This window comes from Plantactinospora sp. B24E8, assembly GCF_039871735.1.
Lineage (GTDB): Bacteria > Actinomycetota > Actinomycetes > Mycobacteriales > Micromonosporaceae > Plantactinospora.
Genome location: NZ_JBDPMH010000007.1, coordinates 191779 through 208198, shown reverse-complemented (window position 1 = coordinate 208198; position 16420 = coordinate 191779). Strand labels below are relative to the sequence as shown.

The 16420-nt window shown below is 72.9% G+C and carries 16 protein-coding genes; 5 read left to right on the top strand and 11 right to left on the bottom strand.

The window, feature by feature from the left end; all coding sequences use genetic code 11:
* The first annotated feature begins 71 nt into the window (after window positions 1-71).
* Window positions 72-1025 carry a 2,3,4,5-tetrahydropyridine-2,6-dicarboxylate N-succinyltransferase gene (gene dapD / locus ABGB21_RS14150; protein WP_347652889.1) on the top strand — a complete coding sequence of 318 codons (954 nt, stop codon included), beginning with the start codon at window positions 72-74 and terminating at the stop codon, window positions 1023-1025.
* Between the two features lie 30 nt (window positions 1026-1055).
* Entirely contained in the window at window positions 1056-1652 is a 597-nt protein-coding gene (locus ABGB21_RS14145) for a sugar O-acetyltransferase (RefSeq protein ID WP_347652890.1), read from the top strand.
* Window positions 1653-1889: 237 nt separating this feature from the next.
* On the opposite strand, the gene ABGB21_RS14140 is transcribed toward ABGB21_RS14145, so the two are convergent.
* The 7 genes from ABGB21_RS14140 to ABGB21_RS14110 form a co-directional block, all read right to left on the bottom strand.
* Window positions 1890-5066 (bottom strand): bifunctional diguanylate cyclase/phosphodiesterase, encoded by a 3177-nt coding sequence (locus tag ABGB21_RS14140; protein ID WP_347652891.1) that lies wholly within the window; start codon window positions 5064-5066, stop codon window positions 1890-1892.
* Between the two features lie 160 nt (window positions 5067-5226).
* Window positions 5227-5934: a nucleoside/nucleotide kinase family protein gene (locus tag ABGB21_RS14135; protein WP_347678099.1), complete on the bottom strand. Its 708-nt coding sequence runs from the start codon at window positions 5932-5934 to the stop codon at window positions 5227-5229.
* Between the two features lie 66 nt (window positions 5935-6000).
* Window positions 6001-6636, bottom strand: a complete 636-nt coding sequence (locus ABGB21_RS14130) for a hypothetical protein (RefSeq protein ID WP_347652893.1) — start codon at window positions 6634-6636, stop codon at window positions 6001-6003.
* Complete coding sequence (locus ABGB21_RS14125) at window positions 6633-7568, bottom strand: ABC transporter ATP-binding protein (protein WP_347652894.1); 936 nt, start codon at window positions 7566-7568, stop codon at window positions 6633-6635. The genes ABGB21_RS14130 and ABGB21_RS14125 overlap by 4 nt, the downstream gene beginning before the upstream one ends.
* Window positions 7565-7978 (bottom strand): GntR family transcriptional regulator, encoded by a 414-nt coding sequence (locus ABGB21_RS14120; protein ID WP_347652895.1) that lies wholly within the window; start codon window positions 7976-7978, stop codon window positions 7565-7567. Before ABGB21_RS14120 ends, ABGB21_RS14125 begins: the two co-directional genes overlap by 4 nt.
* A gap of 219 nt (window positions 7979-8197) precedes the next feature.
* Complete coding sequence (locus ABGB21_RS14115; protein ID WP_347678097.1) at window positions 8198-9676, bottom strand: methionine--tRNA ligase; 1479 nt, start codon at window positions 9674-9676, stop codon at window positions 8198-8200.
* Between the two features lie 293 nt (window positions 9677-9969).
* Window positions 9970-10635: an SIMPL domain-containing protein gene (locus ABGB21_RS14110; RefSeq protein ID WP_347652897.1), complete on the bottom strand. Its 666-nt coding sequence runs from the start codon at window positions 10633-10635 to the stop codon at window positions 9970-9972.
* Between the two features lie 176 nt (window positions 10636-10811).
* On the opposite strand from ABGB21_RS14110, the gene ABGB21_RS14105 reads away from it, so the two are divergent.
* Window positions 10812-11564 (top strand): hypothetical protein, encoded by a 753-nt coding sequence (locus tag ABGB21_RS14105; protein ID WP_347678095.1) that lies wholly within the window; start codon window positions 10812-10814, stop codon window positions 11562-11564.
* 69 nt (window positions 11565-11633) lie between these two features.
* The gene (locus ABGB21_RS14100; protein WP_347652899.1) at window positions 11634-12710 is read left to right on the top strand and encodes a hypothetical protein; all 1077 of its coding nucleotides are present in this window, start codon (window positions 11634-11636) and stop codon (window positions 12708-12710) included.
* 50 nt (window positions 12711-12760) lie between these two features.
* Here the strand turns inward: ABGB21_RS14100 and dapC are convergent, their stop codons facing one another.
* Together dapC and fdxA are read right to left on the bottom strand one after the other, a co-directional pair.
* Window positions 12761-13840 carry a succinyldiaminopimelate transaminase gene (gene dapC / locus ABGB21_RS14095; RefSeq protein WP_347653069.1) on the bottom strand — a complete coding sequence of 360 codons (1080 nt, stop codon included), beginning with the start codon at window positions 13838-13840 and terminating at the stop codon, window positions 12761-12763.
* Between the two features lie 104 nt (window positions 13841-13944).
* Window positions 13945-14268, bottom strand: a complete 324-nt coding sequence (fdxA, locus tag ABGB21_RS14090; protein WP_331209664.1) for a ferredoxin — start codon at window positions 14266-14268, stop codon at window positions 13945-13947.
* Window positions 14269-14346: 78 nt separating this feature from the next.
* On the opposite strand from fdxA, the gene ABGB21_RS14085 reads away from it, so the two are divergent.
* The gene (locus ABGB21_RS14085; protein ID WP_347652900.1) at window positions 14347-15351 is read left to right on the top strand and encodes a GNAT family N-acetyltransferase; all 1005 of its coding nucleotides are present in this window, start codon (window positions 14347-14349) and stop codon (window positions 15349-15351) included.
* 28 nt (window positions 15352-15379) lie between these two features.
* Here ABGB21_RS14085 and ABGB21_RS14080 read toward each other — a convergent pair whose 3' ends face one another.
* Together ABGB21_RS14080 and ABGB21_RS14075 are read right to left on the bottom strand one after the other, a co-directional pair.
* Window positions 15380-15844: a hypothetical protein gene (locus ABGB21_RS14080; RefSeq protein WP_347652901.1), complete on the bottom strand. Its 465-nt coding sequence runs from the start codon at window positions 15842-15844 to the stop codon at window positions 15380-15382.
* A gap of 93 nt (window positions 15845-15937) precedes the next feature.
* Window positions 15938-16363: a hypothetical protein gene (locus tag ABGB21_RS14075; protein WP_347652902.1), complete on the bottom strand. Its 426-nt coding sequence runs from the start codon at window positions 16361-16363 to the stop codon at window positions 15938-15940.
* Between the last annotated feature and the right edge of the window lie 57 nt (window positions 16364-16420).

Genomic DNA, 16420 nt, shown 5'->3' with positions numbered 1-16420 from the left:
TGACGTCCCCCACGCCCGACCGCCCCGCCGACCGGGACGGCCGGACGCCCCGTACGAGTGAGAGGTTTCCGGTGACGACCGCACAACCCGCCTGGGGGATCGGAGTAGCCACCATCGCCGGCGACCAGGTGCTGGACACCTGGTACCCGACCGGCAAGCTCGGCCTCGGCGAATCGCCGCTGGTGGCCGGCGAGAACGGTGACGTACTCGACCTTCCGCCGGGCGCGCTCGGCGAGCGGGCGCTGCCCGGGCTGCGTACCGAGGTGGTGGTCACCGAGATCGGTTCGCTCGCCGACCCGATCAAGGACGCCGCCGACGCGTACCTCCGGTTGCACCTGCTCTCCCACCGCCTGGTCCGGCCCAACGAGCTGAACCTCGACGGCATCTTCGGGGTGCTGGCGAACGTCGCCTGGACCTCGGCCGGGCCCTGCCCGCCGGACCGGGTCGACGAGCTGCGGGTCATCGAACGGGCCGCCGGCCGGCACCTCGCCGTCTACGGGGTCGACAAGTTCCCCCGGATGACCGACTACGTGGTCCCGTCCGGGGTCCGGATCGCCGACGCCGACCGGGTACGCCTCGGCGCCCACCTCGCCGCCGGCACCACCGTGATGCACGAGGGCTTCTGCAACTTCAACGCCGGCACCCTCGGCACCTCCATGGTCGAGGGCCGGATCGTGGCCGGCGTGGTGGTCGGGGACGGCTCGGACATCGGCGCCGGTGCCTCGATCATGGGTACCCTCTCCGGCGGCGGCAAGGAGAAGGTCCGGATCGGCGAGCGCAGCCTGCTCGGCGCCAACGCCGGCATCGGCATCTCGCTCGGCGACGACTGTGTGGTCGAGGCCGGCTGCTACATCACCGCCGGGTCGAAGGTGACCCTGCCGGACGGTCGGGTGGTCAAGGCCCGCGAACTGTCCGGAGTCGACGGCCTGCTCTTCTGGCGCAACTCGGTGACCGGCGCCCTGGAGGCGAAACCCCGGACCGGGCGCGGCATCGAACTCAACGCGGCCCTGCACGCGAACGACTGACGGTGGCGGGACCGGACCGGGCGGGCGGCGATGGACGGCGAACCCGACACCCGTACCGCCCGGGAGCGGATGCTCACCGGTGACCTGTACCGGGCCGACGACCCGGAACTCGTCGCGCTGGCGCTGCGGGCCGACCGGCTGGTCCGGGCGTACAACAGTGTCGGCGCGGACGAGCCGGAACGGCGGGACACGCTGCTGCGCGAACTGCTCGGCGACCTCGGCACCGGCGTGACGGTCCGACCGCCCTTCCACTGCGACTACGGTACGCAGATCCGGATCGGCGACCGGTCGTACCTGAACTTCAACACCGTGCTGCTGGACGTCGCCGCCATCACCATCGGGGCGGACGTGCAGATCGGGCCGAACGTGCAGCTGCTGACCGCGTACCACCCGGTCGAGGCGGAGCCGCGACGGGCGAAGTGGGAGGCGGCCCGGCCGATCGTGCTCGGCGACAACGTCTGGCTCGGCGGTGGGGTGATCGTGCTCGGCGGCGTCACCATCGGGCCGGACACCGTGGTCGGGGCCGGCAGCGTGGTCACCCGGGACCTGCCGGCCGGGGTCGTCGCGGTCGGCAACCCGGCCCGGGTCGTCCGCCCGATCACCCCGACCACCGACCCGTCGACCTGAACCGCCATCTCAGGACGCCCGACGTCCGGTCCCCGCTCTCCCGAGCGCGGTCGTCCCCGGCTGGGCTCCCCACCGGCACGGCCGCTGCCCGGGAACATCATGTCGGATGCACGGTATGACTCTCGGGCATAAATATGACTCAGAGTCATAGGCTCCACGGGACATGTGTGTCCCAGCGGCTGTCCGGACGGAGAAGCCGGAACAGGCGGACGCCGGCGGACGCCGTGACAGCAAGGTTCAGTCGCCGGGCGGGCGGGGGCGCGGCGGTGTCGCGGCCGGTGGCGGCGGGTCGGCCGGTGGGTCGCCGCGCAGCCAGCGCAGCGCGTCCGGGCCGCGCAGCGGCCGGGAGAAGAGGTAACCCTGCCCGGAGGCGCAGCCCAGGTCGAGCAGGATGGTCCGGACCGCCTCGGTCTCGATGCCCTCGGCGATGATCTCCAGGCCGAGCGTGCCGGCCAGTCGGATGATCCCCTCCACCAACAGCCGCTGCCGCCGCGACGAGGCGATGGTCTCGGTGAACGAGCGGTCGAGTTTCAGCACGTCAGCCGGCATCTGCTGGAGGTAGCTCAGGGACGAGAAGCCGGTGCCGAAGTCGTCGATCGCCACCCGCAGGCCGAGTGACCGCAGCTCGGCCAGCTCGGTCCAGACCGGCTCCTGGTCCCGGAGCAGCAGACTCTCGGTGATCTCCAGCATCACCCGGCTCGGCGGTACGTCGGCGGCCTCCAGCGCCGCCCGCACCGTACCGACGAAGCCGGGGGTGCCGAGCTGTCGGGCCGAGACGTTGATGCTGACGTACGGCCCACCGGCAGCGGTTCGGGCGTCCGGCGCCCCGCCACGGTCGGGGTGCCAGCGGGCGGCCGCCTCGACCGCCTGACGCAGCACCCAGGTGCCGATCGGCTCGATCAGCCCGGTTTCCTCCGCCAGCCCGATGAACTGCTCCGGCGGCACCGGACCCCGGGCCGGATGGTGCCACCGGGCCAGCGCCTCGAACCCGACCGCTCCCCCGGTCCGCATGTCGACGATCGGCTGGTACTCCACCGAGAAACTCAGCTTCTGCACCGCCTCGGTCAACGCGGCCCGCAGCTCCAGCCGCTCCACGATGGCGGTGTGCAGCTCCGACTGGTAGCGGCACCACCGGCCCTTGCCGGCCCCCTTGGCGACGTACAGCGCCAGGTCGGCGCGTTGCAGCAGCTCACCGGCGTCGCCGGCGTCGGCGGTGGTGGCCACCCCGACGCTTACCGAGCCGTTGACCACGGTGTCGCCGACGGTGAGTGGCTCGGTGAGCTCCCGGACCAGTTCGTCGGCGACCCGCTCGACCGCACCGGGATCGTCGGCGTCCGGCACCAGGACGGCGAACTCGTCGCCGCCGAGCCGGGCCACCAGGTTGTCCGGGCCGACCACCTCCCGCAGCCGCTGCCCGGCGGCGATCAGCATCGCGTCCCCGATCGCGTGCCCGTGCGTGTCGTTGACCGTGGTGAACTCGTCCAGGTCGATGGAGAGCGCGCCGACCGTCCGGTCGCCGTCCCGGGCCTTCTCCACCGCCTCGTAGACCTGGTCCTGGTAGGACGCCCGGTTGGCCAGTCCGGTCAGCGTGTCGTGCACCGCCCGGTGGGTGAGCTCCTGCTCCAGGCGGACCCGTTCGGTGACGTCCCGCAGGGTCAGCACAAAACCGCGTACGGACCGGTCCCGGCGCAGGTCCCGGCAGGTCACCTCCAACTGCACCCGCTGCCCGTCGGCCCGCCGTACGCTCCAGTCGAGCCCCTCGCCCCGGCGGTCGGGGCCGCCCCGCGCCGAGTCCAGCAGGGCGGCGACCGAGAGCTGCTCGTCGGATTGGAGCAGGACGCCGAGGTCGGTGCAGTCCGGCGGGTCGACGCCGAGCACGGTACGCACCGACGGGCTGGCGTACCGGATGCCGTGGTCGTCGTTGACGATCAGGATGACGTCGGCGGCGTTCTGCACCAGGCTGCGGAAGTACGCCTCGCTGTCCCGGCGGTTGATCTCCTGGTCGAGGCTGATCCGCTCCAACGCCAACGCGGTCTGGGCGGCCAGCACCTCCAGCGAGTCCCGCAGCGTCGGCAGCAGCCGGCCGTCGGCGGCGACCAGCAGTGCGCCGACCCGGGATGCCGCGCCGGACCGCCCGTCCCCGACCAGCGGGCAGAGCACCACCGTGTCGAAGCCGTGCAGCTGGTCGGCCAGGGCCGGCTGCAGGGTGCGGACCCGGAGCAGCCGGCTGCGCCGGGCGACCGCCGTGGTCGGGGCCGGATAGAGCGGCGGGGTGCCGACCAGGCTCCGGCCCCAGATGCTGACCGCGCCGGCCGGCACCCCGTCGCTTCGGTTGACCGAGCAGATGATCCGGTGTGCCGCCTGCCGGGGCACCAGCCGGGCCACCGCCCGCCGTACCGCCCGGTCGACCTCTGCCGCGTCCGCCGCCGCGACCAATTCGGCACCGGCCTGACGCAGCCCGCGCTCCCGGGCGACCGCCTGGCGGTGCGCGTCGACCGCGTCGCCGAGCCGGCTCAGCACCAGGACGAAGACGATGCCGCCGGCCACGGCGATCACCGCGCCGTCGCGTACCCCGCCGGTCGCCACCTGGCCCAGCAGGACCGCCGGGGCGAGGGTCGCCGCGAAGCCGAGCAGGACCAGGCGGGTCTTGGTGATCTCGCTGTCCCGCCGCGCGGCCGGCTCGGTCAGCACCGTCATCGACGGGTGCAGCGCGGCTGCGCCCCAGGCGCCGTAGAAGAGCAGCCAGCCGAGTTCGACCGGGCCGCCGGCCTGCCAGTCGCCGCGCAGCAGTGCGGCGCCGTAGACCAGGTCGGCAACGAGCATCCCGGCCGCGCCGACCACCAGCAGCAGCGCGGCGACGCTGCGCCGCGAGCTGACCGCCAGTCGTACGGTGGTGGCCAGCAGCAGCAGGTCGACCAGTGCGTACGCGGCCAGTGCCGACTTCTCGAAGGTGGCCGCCCCGGAGCCGAGCAGGTACGGCCGGATCACCAGCACCCAGAGCAGGAAACCGCCGGCCGAGGTGAAGATCAGGAAGTCGAGCAGTCCGGAACGGTCCCGGGCCCCGGTGGTGGACCGGGTCAGCCCGAGCAGTCCGGCACCGATCAGCGGCAGCATCACCAGGTAGCAGACGTCGGAGATCAGCGCCGAGGTGGATCGGGAGGCGCCGAGCGGCAGGTTCGCGCCGAGCAGGTAGACGGTGTCGCCGACCGCGAAGACCCCGATCGCGGCGCCGAGCAGCCACCAGGCGTACGCCCGGTTCGGACGGTGTCGTCGGACTCCGACCGCGACAGCGACGACGACAACCAGTCCCACAGCACCGGTCAGCACCGTCCGGGCGGCCGGTACGGCGAAGAAGCAGACCACCAGTACTCCGAGCGAGACGGCGTACCAGGTCAACACTTTCCGATCTGACACCGGTCTCCTGCCGATCGTCGGACGGCCCCGCGAGGCGACCGAAACAGCTTCGCCGATGGGTCTATCAGTCCGGGATGCGCTCCGCCATCACCCCGCCGGGTACTGCTCACGGGACGATGTGGAAACCGGGCGCCGGCACCCACCATCGGCGGGTACGAATCTAGCGCCCGCTGACCGGTGCCAGCCGGACCACCAGGTCGGCGCGGTCGGCCGTACCGGCGATCAACGTGGCGTTCACCTGGTCCGTGCCCCGGGCCCGGGCCGCCGCGTCGACCGGTGGCCGGCCGAAGGTGACGTGCCGGGCGGTCAACCGGCGCAGCCGCTCCGCCTCGTCGAGGTGCAGGAACCAGACCTCGTCGAGCAGTGTCCGCACCTCGGCCCAGGGACCGTCTGCGACCAGCAGGTAGTTGCCCTCCACCACGACCAGCGGCACCGACGGCGGTACCGCGATCGCCCCGGCGACCGGCTCCTCGATCTCGCGGCGGAACTCCGGCGCGTAGACGGTCTCCGGCTCCCGGCGGCCCTCGGACGGGTGGACGGTCTCCGGGTCGGCGGCGCGGAGCCGACGCAGCAGGGCGACAAAACCGGCGCCGTCGAAGGTGTCGAGGGCACCCTTGCGGTCGTGCCGGCCGAGCCGGTGCAGCTCCGCCTCGGCCAGGTGGAAGCCGTCCATCGGCACCAGCACCGCGACCGGATGATCCGGGCTGGTGCCGGAGCCGGTGTTCAACGCGGCGACGAGCTGACCGGCCAGGGTGGACTTGCCAGCGCCCGGGGCACCGGTGATGCCGAGCAGCCGGCGGGACCCGGCCGACACCAGCCCGCCGGCCCGGGCCACCAGCTCGTCAAGGGTGCGGTGCGGGTACGACACCCGGAAACTATGCCACCGTCGTCACGCCGTCCGGTCCCTAACGGGCCGGCCGGGGTAGGGAGGCGTTCAGACCCGACGGCGTACCGCGACGTAGGTGAGGACGGTGAGCAGGGCGGCGGCGCCGAGATAACAGCCGGCTTCCGCCCACTGGAGGGGCCAGAAGTCCCACCCGGTGCTCTCCCGGAGCCGACGGGCGCCGCCGAGCTGGAGGATGCCGAGCAGCGGTACGGAGACGGCCATGGCGAGGTGGGTGTTCCGGGTCAGCGCCCCGAGGGCCGCACCGAGGGCGAGGGCGAGCAGAACCCGGGCGAACGGCACGACGCCGTGGGACTCGTAGTGGTACCAGGTCATCGGGTCGGCGACCGGCCCGGCGGGCAGGACCCAGCTGATCAGGCCGGCCAGCACGGCGGTGGCGGCGAGGGCGCCGAGGGCCGCGACACCGAGCCGGGTGGCGAGCCACCGACCCCGGGTGACGCTCTGGGTCCAGGCGAGTCGCTGGGTGCCCTGCTCGATGTCGCGGGCGACCAGTGGCGCACCCCAGAACATGCAGACACCGATGGTCAGGTAGCCCGCGAAGAGTTGGGTGACCGTGACGAGTTCGGCGTCGAACCGCGCGCCGACGGCCAGTCCGGTGTAGACCGCCAGCAGACCGGCGGCCGCGGTGAACTGGAAGCGCTGTTGCCGCCAGGCGAACCAGATCACCGGGCCTCCCCCTCTCCGGCGGGGACGAGACCGGGGCGGGGTATCGCGGTGGCGTCCGGGTTGCGCAGGTAGCCGAGCACCAGCTCGTCGAGCGCCGGTTCCCGGGAGACGGTGGCCGGATGGTGGTCGTGTCGGGTGCCGCGTACCAGGGCGGTGGTCTGCCGGGCCGTCCGGTCCAGGTGCACGACGTCGCCCGGGGCACCGGCGAGCCGGTCGGCGAGTTCGGCGGGCCCGGTCAGGATCCGGTGCGCGGCGGTCAGCTCGTCGAAGTCACCGCAGGCCTGGAGTCGCCCTCGGGCGAGCAGCACGAGGTGATCGCAGGTCTCGGTCAGATCGGTCAGGTGGTGCGAGGAGAGTACGACGGTGGCGCCGCCCTCCTCGACGGCGGACATCAGCGCGCCGAGCACCTCGTGCCGGGCGAGCGGGTCCAGGTCGGCGAGCGGTTCGTCGAGCAGGAGCAGCTCGGCGCGTTTGCCGAGGGCCAGGGTCAGGGCCAGCAGGGTGCGTTGCCCGCCGGAGAGCCGGCCGACCTTCTGGTCGGGGGGTATCCGGTGGGCGCGCAGTCGCGCCTCGGCCAGTTCGCGGTCGAACCGCGGGTTGGTCACCTGACCGAACCGCAGCGTCTCGGCGACCGTGAAGGAGCGGAAGAGTGGCTTGTCCTGGGCCACGAAGGCCACCCGGGCGAGGTCCTCGGCCCGGCCGCCCAACGGTCGACCGCCGACCCGTACCTGGCCGGTGGTCGGGGTCAGCAGCCCGACGGCCAGGTGCAGCAGGGTGGTCTTGCCCGCTCCGTTGGGCCCGACCAGCGCGGTCACCCGACCGGCCGGGATGCCGAGGGTGCAGTCGCGCAACGCCCAGCCGCGCCGGCCGTACCGCCGGCCCAGCCCGGTGGTTTCCAGGGCGTACCTCCGGTTGGCGGTTGTCGGGCTCATGCGACGCCGCCCGACCGGTCGACGCTGGTCCCGGCGAACGCGTGCCGGACGACCGTGTCGAAGACCGCCCGTACGTCGTCCTCGTCGAGCCCGGCCCGGCGGGCGGCGGCCACCCAGTCGGCGAGCTGTACCCGCAGCGCCGGGTCCTCGGCGGGACGACGCGCGGAGAGCGACGCCTGTACGAAGGTGCCGACGCCGGGACGGGCCGCGACCAACCCGTCCCGTTCCAGTTCCCGGTACGCCTTGTGCACGGTGTTCGGGTTGATCGCCACCTGTTCCACGACCTCACGGGCGGTGGGCAACTGGTCGCCGGGGCGCAGGTGCCCGAGCCGGATCGCCTGGCGGACCTGGTGGACCAGTTGCAGGTAGGGGCTGACCCCGGACCGGCGGTCCAGCTGAAACCTGATCACATTCTCTCGTTTCACTAGTCTGATAGTAGAATCGTGGTTCATCCACTCCCTTCCGTCAACCCAGGAGGTCCCCATGACCCAGGTGGCCCGGCAGATCCGCCGCCGCTTCGGCCGGCCCGTACTGCTCGTCGTGTTCCTACTTGTCGCCGCCGGGCTCGCCCTCGGCATCGTGCTGCTCACCAACTGACCGACCGGGACAGCTCAGCCGACCGGGACAGCTCAGCCGACCGGCGCCAGCCGGGGAAAGAGCGGCGCGGCCCGGCTGACCGGACGACCGCCCGGGTAACCGCCCCAGGCCAGGTCGTCCGGCACCCGGGGCGCGTACCCGTCGAGGCCGAGCTGCCGCCAGATCCGGTCGGCGCTCTCGGGCAACGCCGGCGCGGCGAGTACGGCGACGATCCGCAACGCCTCGAGCACGTCACCGAGCACCGCCGTCGCCTCGGCCGAACCCGGGGTGGCCCGCCACGGCCGCGCCGAGACCAGGTACGAGTTGGCCGCCGCCACCAGCCGCCAGGTGGCGGCCAACGCCTCGGCCGGCTGACCGGCGTCCCAGCCCGCCGCACTCGCCTCGACAGACGAGTCGGCCACCCGGGCCAGCGGCGAGTCCGGGCGCGGGGCCGGCCCGACCCCGCCCGCGCGCGAGACGACCAGGGCGGTGACCCGGGACAGCAGGTTGCCCAGGGTGTTGGCCAGGTCGGCCTGGTACCGCGCCTCGACCGAGGCGACCGAGAACTCCCCGTCCGGCCCGACCGGGTTGTCCCGCAGCAGGTGGTAGCGCAGCCCCTCCGGACCGAACCGGTCCAGCAGGTCGTCCAACGCCACGGTCCGCTCCCCCGACTTCGCGATCTTGCTGCCGCGTTGCAGCAGAAAGCCGTGCACGGTGATCCGCTCCGGCAACGGCAGCTCCGCCGCCAGCAGGATCGCCGGCCAGTAGATGGCGTGGAACCGCAGAATGTCCTTGCCGATGATGTGCCGCGCCGGCCACCAGCGGGAGAAGTCGGGGTCCGGCCAGCCGGCCGCGGTCAGGTAACTGCCGAGCGCGTCGAACCAGACGTATGTCACCTGGGTCGGGTCCCAGGGCAGCGGGATGCCCCAGGTCAGGTTGGCCCGACTGATCGAGAAGTCGGTCAGTCCCCGGTGCAACCAGCCGAGCGCCTCGTTGCGCCGGCTGACCGGCCGCACCGCGTCCGGACACCGGTCGAACCACTCGGCGAGCGGTTCGGCGAACCGGCTCAGCCGGAAGAACCAGTTCTCCTCGCTGACCTGCTCGGTCGGCCGGTGGTGCAGTCCGCAGACCGGTTCGGCCGTGTACGCCTCGCAGGCCACGCAGTACCGGCCGTCGTACCGGCCCGGACGCAGGTGACCGGCATCGTGGACCCGGGTCAGCAGGGCGGTCACCGTGTTGCGGTGCGCGGCGGAGGTGGTCCGGACGAACTCGTCGTACCCGATGCCGAGCCGGTCCCAGGTGGTGCGGAACCGGCCGGCGGTGGCCTCGGCGAGCGCGGCCGGGGTCACCCCGGCCTCGACGGCCGACCGCTGCACCTTGGCACCGTGCTCGTCGGTGCCGGTGATCAGCCGCACCGGCCGCCCGCAGAGTCGGTGCCAGCGGGCGAGCGCGTCGGCGAGGACCGTCGTGTACGCGTGCCCGACGTGCGGCAGGTCGTTGACGTAGTAGATCGGTGTGGTCAGGTAGGTCATGGCGATCCTCCACAGTGGCGGGAGGGGCCCGACCGGTCTCCCCGCGCGCCGTGCCGGCCGACCAGGGTCGGCGCACGGACCGGAAGAAACGGAAAACGGGCCCCTCGGTGACGAGGGACCCGTGCGACGCGGGCTGCCCGCGCGACTAGCTCCGGCCCCCGAGGGGCCGGCGCATGACTCGGGTCGCGGTGGACATGCCAGCACCCTATCGGGTACGTCCGCCGCCGGCGATCCGGTTACCCGACCGACCACCCTGCTCCGGTGTCCGGGGTCGACCCGTGCCGCGGCACGGGTCAGCCTGCCGCGTCGGGGACGACCTCCAGTCGGGGTGGGCTGATGCTGAACCGGGCCACCACCTCGGCCCGCACCGTCTGCTGCTCCGGGTCGAGGTCGAGGTCCGGCACCCCACCGCCGTTCCGGTACCTGACGCCCGCGGCGAGCACCATCGGGTGCCCGTCGCCCTGGCCGGCGTCGGAGAGTTCCCGCAGGGCGGTCAGCTCCGCGCCGAGCGCGGCGGCGTACTCCCGGGCCCGGCCGATCGCCTCGGCGACGGCGGCGCGCCGGGCCTCCCGGTACGCCGGGCTCTCCGGCCGCAGCGCCCACCACGGTCCGGCGATCCCGGTCTCGTCCTCGTCGGCGAGCCGGAGCATCAGTTCGCCGAGCACCCCGAAGTCGGTGACGGTGACGGTGGTGGCGACGCTGGCGACGTACCCGGTCACCCGGTCACCGGAGCGTTTCCGCTCGGGGCGTACCCAGAGGTTGCCGGTCTCCCGCCGCTCGATCGCGGCGGCGTAACCGTCGACGAGGCGCCGGACCGCGTCGCTGCGCCCGGCGAGCCGGGCCAGCGCCTCGGCGCGGTCGCGATCCCGTACCGAGACGGTCACCGTGAACCGGGCGAGTTCCGGTGGCACCTCCCGGACCGCCTCGCCGCGCACCACCAGGACCGCAGGATCCGTCATCCGGTCACCCTAACCGGCCGACCCGACCGCCGCTGCCCGGCACCGACACGAACTCAGGAAACAGAACGTCGACCATTAATGGCAATACATGGATGCCGTGCGCGGCAAGCTTATCTTTCATTTAATTTCCCATCTGGCCATGCCCATTCCGGCGGACAGATCGGTACGTTGCCAGAATGCGACACATCGGAACGGTGATCGGTGCGGCCGTCGTGTCTCCGCTGGCCTGGCTCCTGCTCGCCATCGGGCAGGACCGGTCCGCGCGGGAGTTCACGAACGCGCAAGACAGTGGCTTGGCCGTCGACACCGATCTTCTCCTGCTGCCCGTACTGACCCTGGCCGCCGCGGGAATTGTCCTCGGCCTCATCGCCACACTCCGATTCTCCCCACTCGGCGCGGCGTTGACCGGAGTCGCGTACGTGGCCACGGATGTGGGCGCACTGGTGAATCCGACGCTGCTGAACGTGATCGACCACAAACTGAGTCTGAATGGTCACCCGGTCGACCTCGCCGCTCCGGTACGCAGCGGCACGGCGCTGGTCCTGGGCGCGCTCCTGCTCGTCGGGGTGGCGAGTGTGCACCGGTGGCGACGCTGGCCCCGGCCCGCCAGCGAGGGTGCCGAATCCCCGCCGGAACTTGTCGAGCCGACCGGGCCGGACCAGGACCGGCCACTCGGCGCCGACGGTCTCGGCCTCACCGGCCCGGGCCGGCACGCCGCCGCCGAGCCGCAGGTCATCGACGCCCGCTGGACGCCCGCCCCGCAGGCGCCCGGGACCCCGGACCGGACCGACGACGTGCCCCGGACCGACACTCCGGGATGGACCGACGACGCACCGCGGACGGGCACCCCGGAGTGGACCGACACCTCGGAGTGGCGCATCCTGCAGCGGCGCACCGTCGGCGACCCGGTGGGGCAACCGCGCGGCTGACCTGTCCGTCCGGCCGGGGCACACCGGTTCCGGGGCGGCTCCTGGCACCCGCCCGTTACGGTGATCGTCGTGACGACGAACGACGCCGACGCGCCTCGACTGCGGGAGTCGCCACCCCCGGACCGGCAGTCGACTCCGCCGGCCCGGCAGTCCACCCCGGCGGCCCGGCAGCCGACTCCACCGGCCCCGCGATCCCGGGCCGAGCCGGAGGCACCCGCCTGGATCCTCTGGCCGGTACGGATACTGGCCGCGATCGTGGTCGTACCCGCCCGGCTGCTCTGGGAACTTGTTGTCGTCAGTGGCCGGCTCACCCACCGTTTCCTGCTCCGGCCGCTCGGCTGGTTCGTCCGGCAGGCGATCTGGCGTCCGCTCTGCTGGCTGGTCCGCCACCTGGTCGTACTGCCGTTCCGCTACCTGGTGGTGATCCCGCTCGGCTGGTTGCTCCATAACCTCTTGGTGGTCCCGGCCCGCTGGTTCTGGCACGCCCTGCCCGGCATCGGTCGCTTCCTGTACCGGTACCTGCTCCGGCCACTCGGCCGGCTCGGCTACCTGGTGCTCTGGCTGCCGCTGTACTGGCTGGTGCGCTACCTGCTGGTGGTGCCGGTCCGCTGGCTGGTGCGCTACCTGCTGGTGGTGCCGGTCCGCTGGCTGGTCGGGATCCTCCGCCCGGTGGGCCGGCTGCTCGTCCGGGGGGTCGTCGCGCTCTGGCAGGGGGCGGTCTGGCTCTGCGTCGCCATCGGGCACGGCATCGCCGCGATCGGCCGGCTGACCTACGCCTACCTGCTCCGCCCGCTCGGGATCGCCATCGCCTGGCTCTGGCGGCACACCGTCGTACTGTTCTGGCGCTACCTGCTCCGCCCGCTCGGGATCGCCATCGCCTGGCTCTGGCGGCACACCGTCGTACTGTTCTGGCGCTACCTGCTCCGCCCGCTCGGGATCGCCATCGCCTGGCTCTGGCGGCACACGGTTGGGCTGCTGTTCCGGGGCATCGTGGCGGTGTGCCGGGCCACCGTCGTACCGGCGGCCCGGTGGCTGCGGGACGCGGTGCTGGCACCGACCGGCCGGTTCCTCCGCGACGACGTGTTCCGACCCACCGTGGCGACTGTCCGGGCCGTCCTGACCGCACTCAGCCTCCGTCGACCCTGACCCCCTCGCCGGTCCGAAGAGCGGCGGGGAAGGTCGGGGCGGTCAGGCGATCAGGAGGTCGTCAACCGGTCGGCGGCGGCGGCCACCCGCTCGTCGGTGGCGGTGAGCGCGACCCGTACGTGCCGGTTACCGGCCGGACCGTAGAAGTCGCCCGGCGCCACCAGGATGCCCCGCTCGGCCAGCCAGTTCACCGTGGTCCAGCAGTCCTCGTCCCGGGTCGCCCACAGGTAGAGCCCGGCCTCGGAGTGCGCCAACTCGAACCCGGCCTTGGTCAACGCGCCACGGAGCACCGCACGCCGGGTGGCGTACCGGACCCGCTGCTCGGCAACGTGTTCCTCGTCGCCGAGCGCGGCGACCATCGCCGCCTGCACCGGTGCCGGCAGGATCATGCCGGCGTGCTTGCGCACCGCGAGCAGCTCGCCGACCAGGTCACGGTCACCGGCGACGAACCCGGCCCGGTAGCCGGCCAGGTTGGACCGCTTGGAGAGGGAGTGCACGGCGAGCAGGTTGGTGTAGTCGCCACCGGCGACCTCGGCGGAGAGCACCGAGGTCGGGCTCTCCTCCCAGCCCAGCGACAGGTAGCACTCGTCGCTGGCGACCACCACGTCGCGCTCCCGGGCCCACTCGACGATCTTGCGCAGGTGGGCCGGTGGCAGCACCCGACCGGTCGGGTTGGACGGCGAGTTGACCCAGATCAGGCGTACCCGGGGATCCGGACCGAGGGCGGTCAGCGAGTCGGCCCGGACCACCTCGGCCCCGGCGAGCCGGGCGCCGACCTCGTACGTCGGGTAGCAGACCCGGGGGATCACCACCACGTCACCCGGGCCGATCCCGAGCAGCGTCGGCAGCCAGGCGACCAGTTCCTTGGAGCCGATGGTCGGCAGCACCCCGACCGTCTCCGGGTCGGCGCCGCAGGCCCGGGCCACCCAACCGGTCAGCGCGGCGCGCAACGCCGGGCTGCCGGCGGTCAGCGGATAGCCGGGGGTGTCCGAGGCCGCCGCCAGGGCGGCCCGGATCAGCTCCGGCACCGGGTCTACCGGGGTGCCCACCGAGAGGTCGACGATCCCGTCCGGATGCCGCCCGGCCAGCGCCTTCGCCGGCTCGAGCAGATCCCAGGGAAAGTCGGGCAGGTTGCCACCGGCGGTACGCCTCGGCGGCGCCCCGCCGGCCGTGGAGACACCACCGGCCGTCAGCCCCGCCGCGGCGGTGCCCGGCCGGTGGTCCGGCGTGCCGCTCAGTGCTCGCCCCGGGGCGGCTGGGCCGCGACGAACGGGGTGTCCTTCTCGATCTTGCCGATCTTGGAGGCGCCGCCCGGCGAACCGAGGTCCTCGAAGAACTCGTAGTTCGCGGTGGTGTAGTCCTTCCACTGCTCCGGCACGTCGTCCTCGTAGAAGATTGCTTCCACCGGGCAGACCGGCTCACAGGCACCGCAGTCGACGCACTCGTCGGGGTGGATGTAGAGCATCCGGTTGCCCTCGTAGATGCAGTCGACCGGGCACTCCTCGATGCATGCTTTGTCGAGCACATCCACGCACGGCTCGGCGATGATGTAGGTCACCGATCTTCTCCTCCGCAAGCCAGCCGCGATCGACCGCGACGCTAAGAGCCTAGTATGTCGTCGGGGAGGGGGTCGATTGTGCTCGGACGGCGGGACGTGGGACACCGGATCGTGGTCCGCCGGATTGTCGGGAATTCCCGCGGTCGCACGCTCTTCACCGACGCTCTCGGCGAACTCGTCGAACTGACCGAGACACATCTCACGTTGGCCACCCGGGAGGGTCCGCTGCGGGTTCCGCTGGTCGAGGTGCACCGGGCCAAACGGGTGCCGCCGGCCCGCCGGCCCAGTGCCACCGCCGTGATCGAGTTGGAACGGGCCGCCGACGAGGCCTGGCCGGCACAGGTACGGGGACAGCTCGGCGACTGGCTGCTGCGGGCCGCTGACAACTGGACCGGTCGGGCGAACTCGGCGCTGCCGGTCGGTGACCCGGACCGACCGCTGGACGAGGCGATCGACGCCGTCCGACAGTGGTACGCGGAGCGGGGTCAGCCGGCCCTGGTCAACGTCCCGCTGCCGCTGGCCGCCCCGATCGGCGCGGCGCTCGACGAACGCGGCTGGGGCACCCGACCCGTGGTGCTGGTCCAGACCGCACCGCTGAACACGGTGCTGGCCGCGACCGCGGAGCGGCCGGAACTGCCGCCCGTGGAACTGGCCGACACGCCGTCGGCGGAGTGGCTCGCCCTGGCCGCCCGGCGCAAGGCAGCAGCTCCGAGCGCCGCCCCGGCGGAACTTCCGCCCGCCGCGCACCACGTGCTCACCGCCGTGGGCCAGGTCCGCTTCGCCCACCTGTACGACCGGCCGTCGACCGACTCCGACGGCGGGCGGGAACTGGTCGCCGCGGCCCGGGGCACCATCACCGGACAGGGGCGTTGGCTCGGGCTGACCCTGGTGGAGGTGGTGCCCGCGGCACGACGTCGTGGTCTCGCACGGCACCTGGTGCGGGGCCTCGTCGAGTGGGCTGTCGGGCAGGGGGCGACCGACGCCTTCCTCCAGGTGGAGGAACACAACGAGGCGGCGGTCTCGCTCTACCGGCGGCTGGGCTTCACCACCCACCACACCTACCAGACCCGTACGGCGCCGTAGCCGCCGCCGGCCGGGCCGGGTGGCAGGGTCAGCGCCGGACGACGCGGCGCGGCTTGGACTGCTTCGCCTCGGCGTACCGCTTGAGCGACTGCGACCGGTAGTCCCGGCCGAGCGCGGTCAGCAGCAGGTAGCCGAGGACAACGCCGCCCGCGGTGAAACCGGCGTAGAACCAGATCTGCGAGAAGAACTCGCCGGCGCCGTTCGCGAAGGGGTAACTGCCGCTGACGAGGGGCCCGAGGAAAACCGTCAGTGCCATCGCGACCAGTACGGCGAGCGCCATCTCGCCGGCCCAGTCGGCCAGCGGCCGGCGCTGCCCCTGGAGGAACGCGAGGGTCGCCAGGATCAGGCCGATCACGACGAACATGCCGAGCGACAGCCGGTCCTGCAGATCGGTCCGGTCGGCGAAGGCGAACCGGGCCACCAGCCGGGCCACCACGTTGATCCCGAACAGCACGCCCGCGAGTACGCCGATCGGCAGCCAACGCTCCTTCATCGCACGTCCTTCCGGATCCGGGCCCCCGGTGTGGCGGAGGCGTTCCTGACCCAGATTTCTACCACCCGGAGCTGTACGGATCCATGGGGCGACTCAGGGCCGGTCGGTGGGCCGGGGTGGTGCCATGATCAGCCGGAACCCCATCACCGCGAAGGCCACCGAACCGGCGAAGATCATCGCCAGGCCGACCCAGTTGTCGTTGGCGAGCAGGATGTCGCCCTCGCTCCGGCCGCCGGCCGCGACCACCATCAGGACGAACCAGACGACGGCGGGGAGCGCGAGCGCCCACCGGCGCCCGACGGCCCGGGGCGCGAACCAGCTCAGTGCCACGTTGGCGAGGACCGCGAGCAGCGCCGACACCCCGATCAGCACACCGCCGACCCGCGCCGTCGCGAGGACCAGTTCGAGGGCGGCGGTGACCACCGCGCCGACCACCGCGAGCACCCCGCCGACGATCCGCAGGACCAGGTCCGCCGCGGCCCGCAACGCCGGCGATCCGGCCGGCGACCCGCCAGCCACCCCCGACGACCCGCCAGCCGCCAGCGGCCCCGCCGGTTCCGACCCGGGCGGCGACGG

What these genes read in the sequence shown, in the direction of transcription:
- ABGB21_RS14145 (WP_347652890.1), top strand. Translation starts at nt 1,056, where the DNA reads ATGGACGGCGAACCCGACACCCGTACCGCCCGGGAGCGGATGCTCACC.
- ABGB21_RS14125 (WP_347652894.1), bottom strand. Translation starts at nt 7,568, where the DNA reads ATGAGCCCGACAACCGCCAACCGGAGGTACGCCCTGGAAACCACCGGG.
- ABGB21_RS14115 (WP_347678097.1), bottom strand. Translation starts at nt 9,676, where the DNA reads ATGACCTACCTGACCACACCGATCTACTACGTCAACGACCTGCCGCAC.
- ABGB21_RS14110 (WP_347652897.1), bottom strand. Translation starts at nt 10,635, where the DNA reads ATGACGGATCCTGCGGTCCTGGTGGTGCGCGGCGAGGCGGTCCGGGAG.
- ABGB21_RS14105 (WP_347678095.1), top strand. Translation starts at nt 10,812, where the DNA reads ATGCGACACATCGGAACGGTGATCGGTGCGGCCGTCGTGTCTCCGCTG.
- ABGB21_RS14080 (WP_347652901.1), bottom strand. Translation starts at nt 15,844, where the DNA reads ATGAAGGAGCGTTGGCTGCCGATCGGCGTACTCGCGGGCGTGCTGTTC.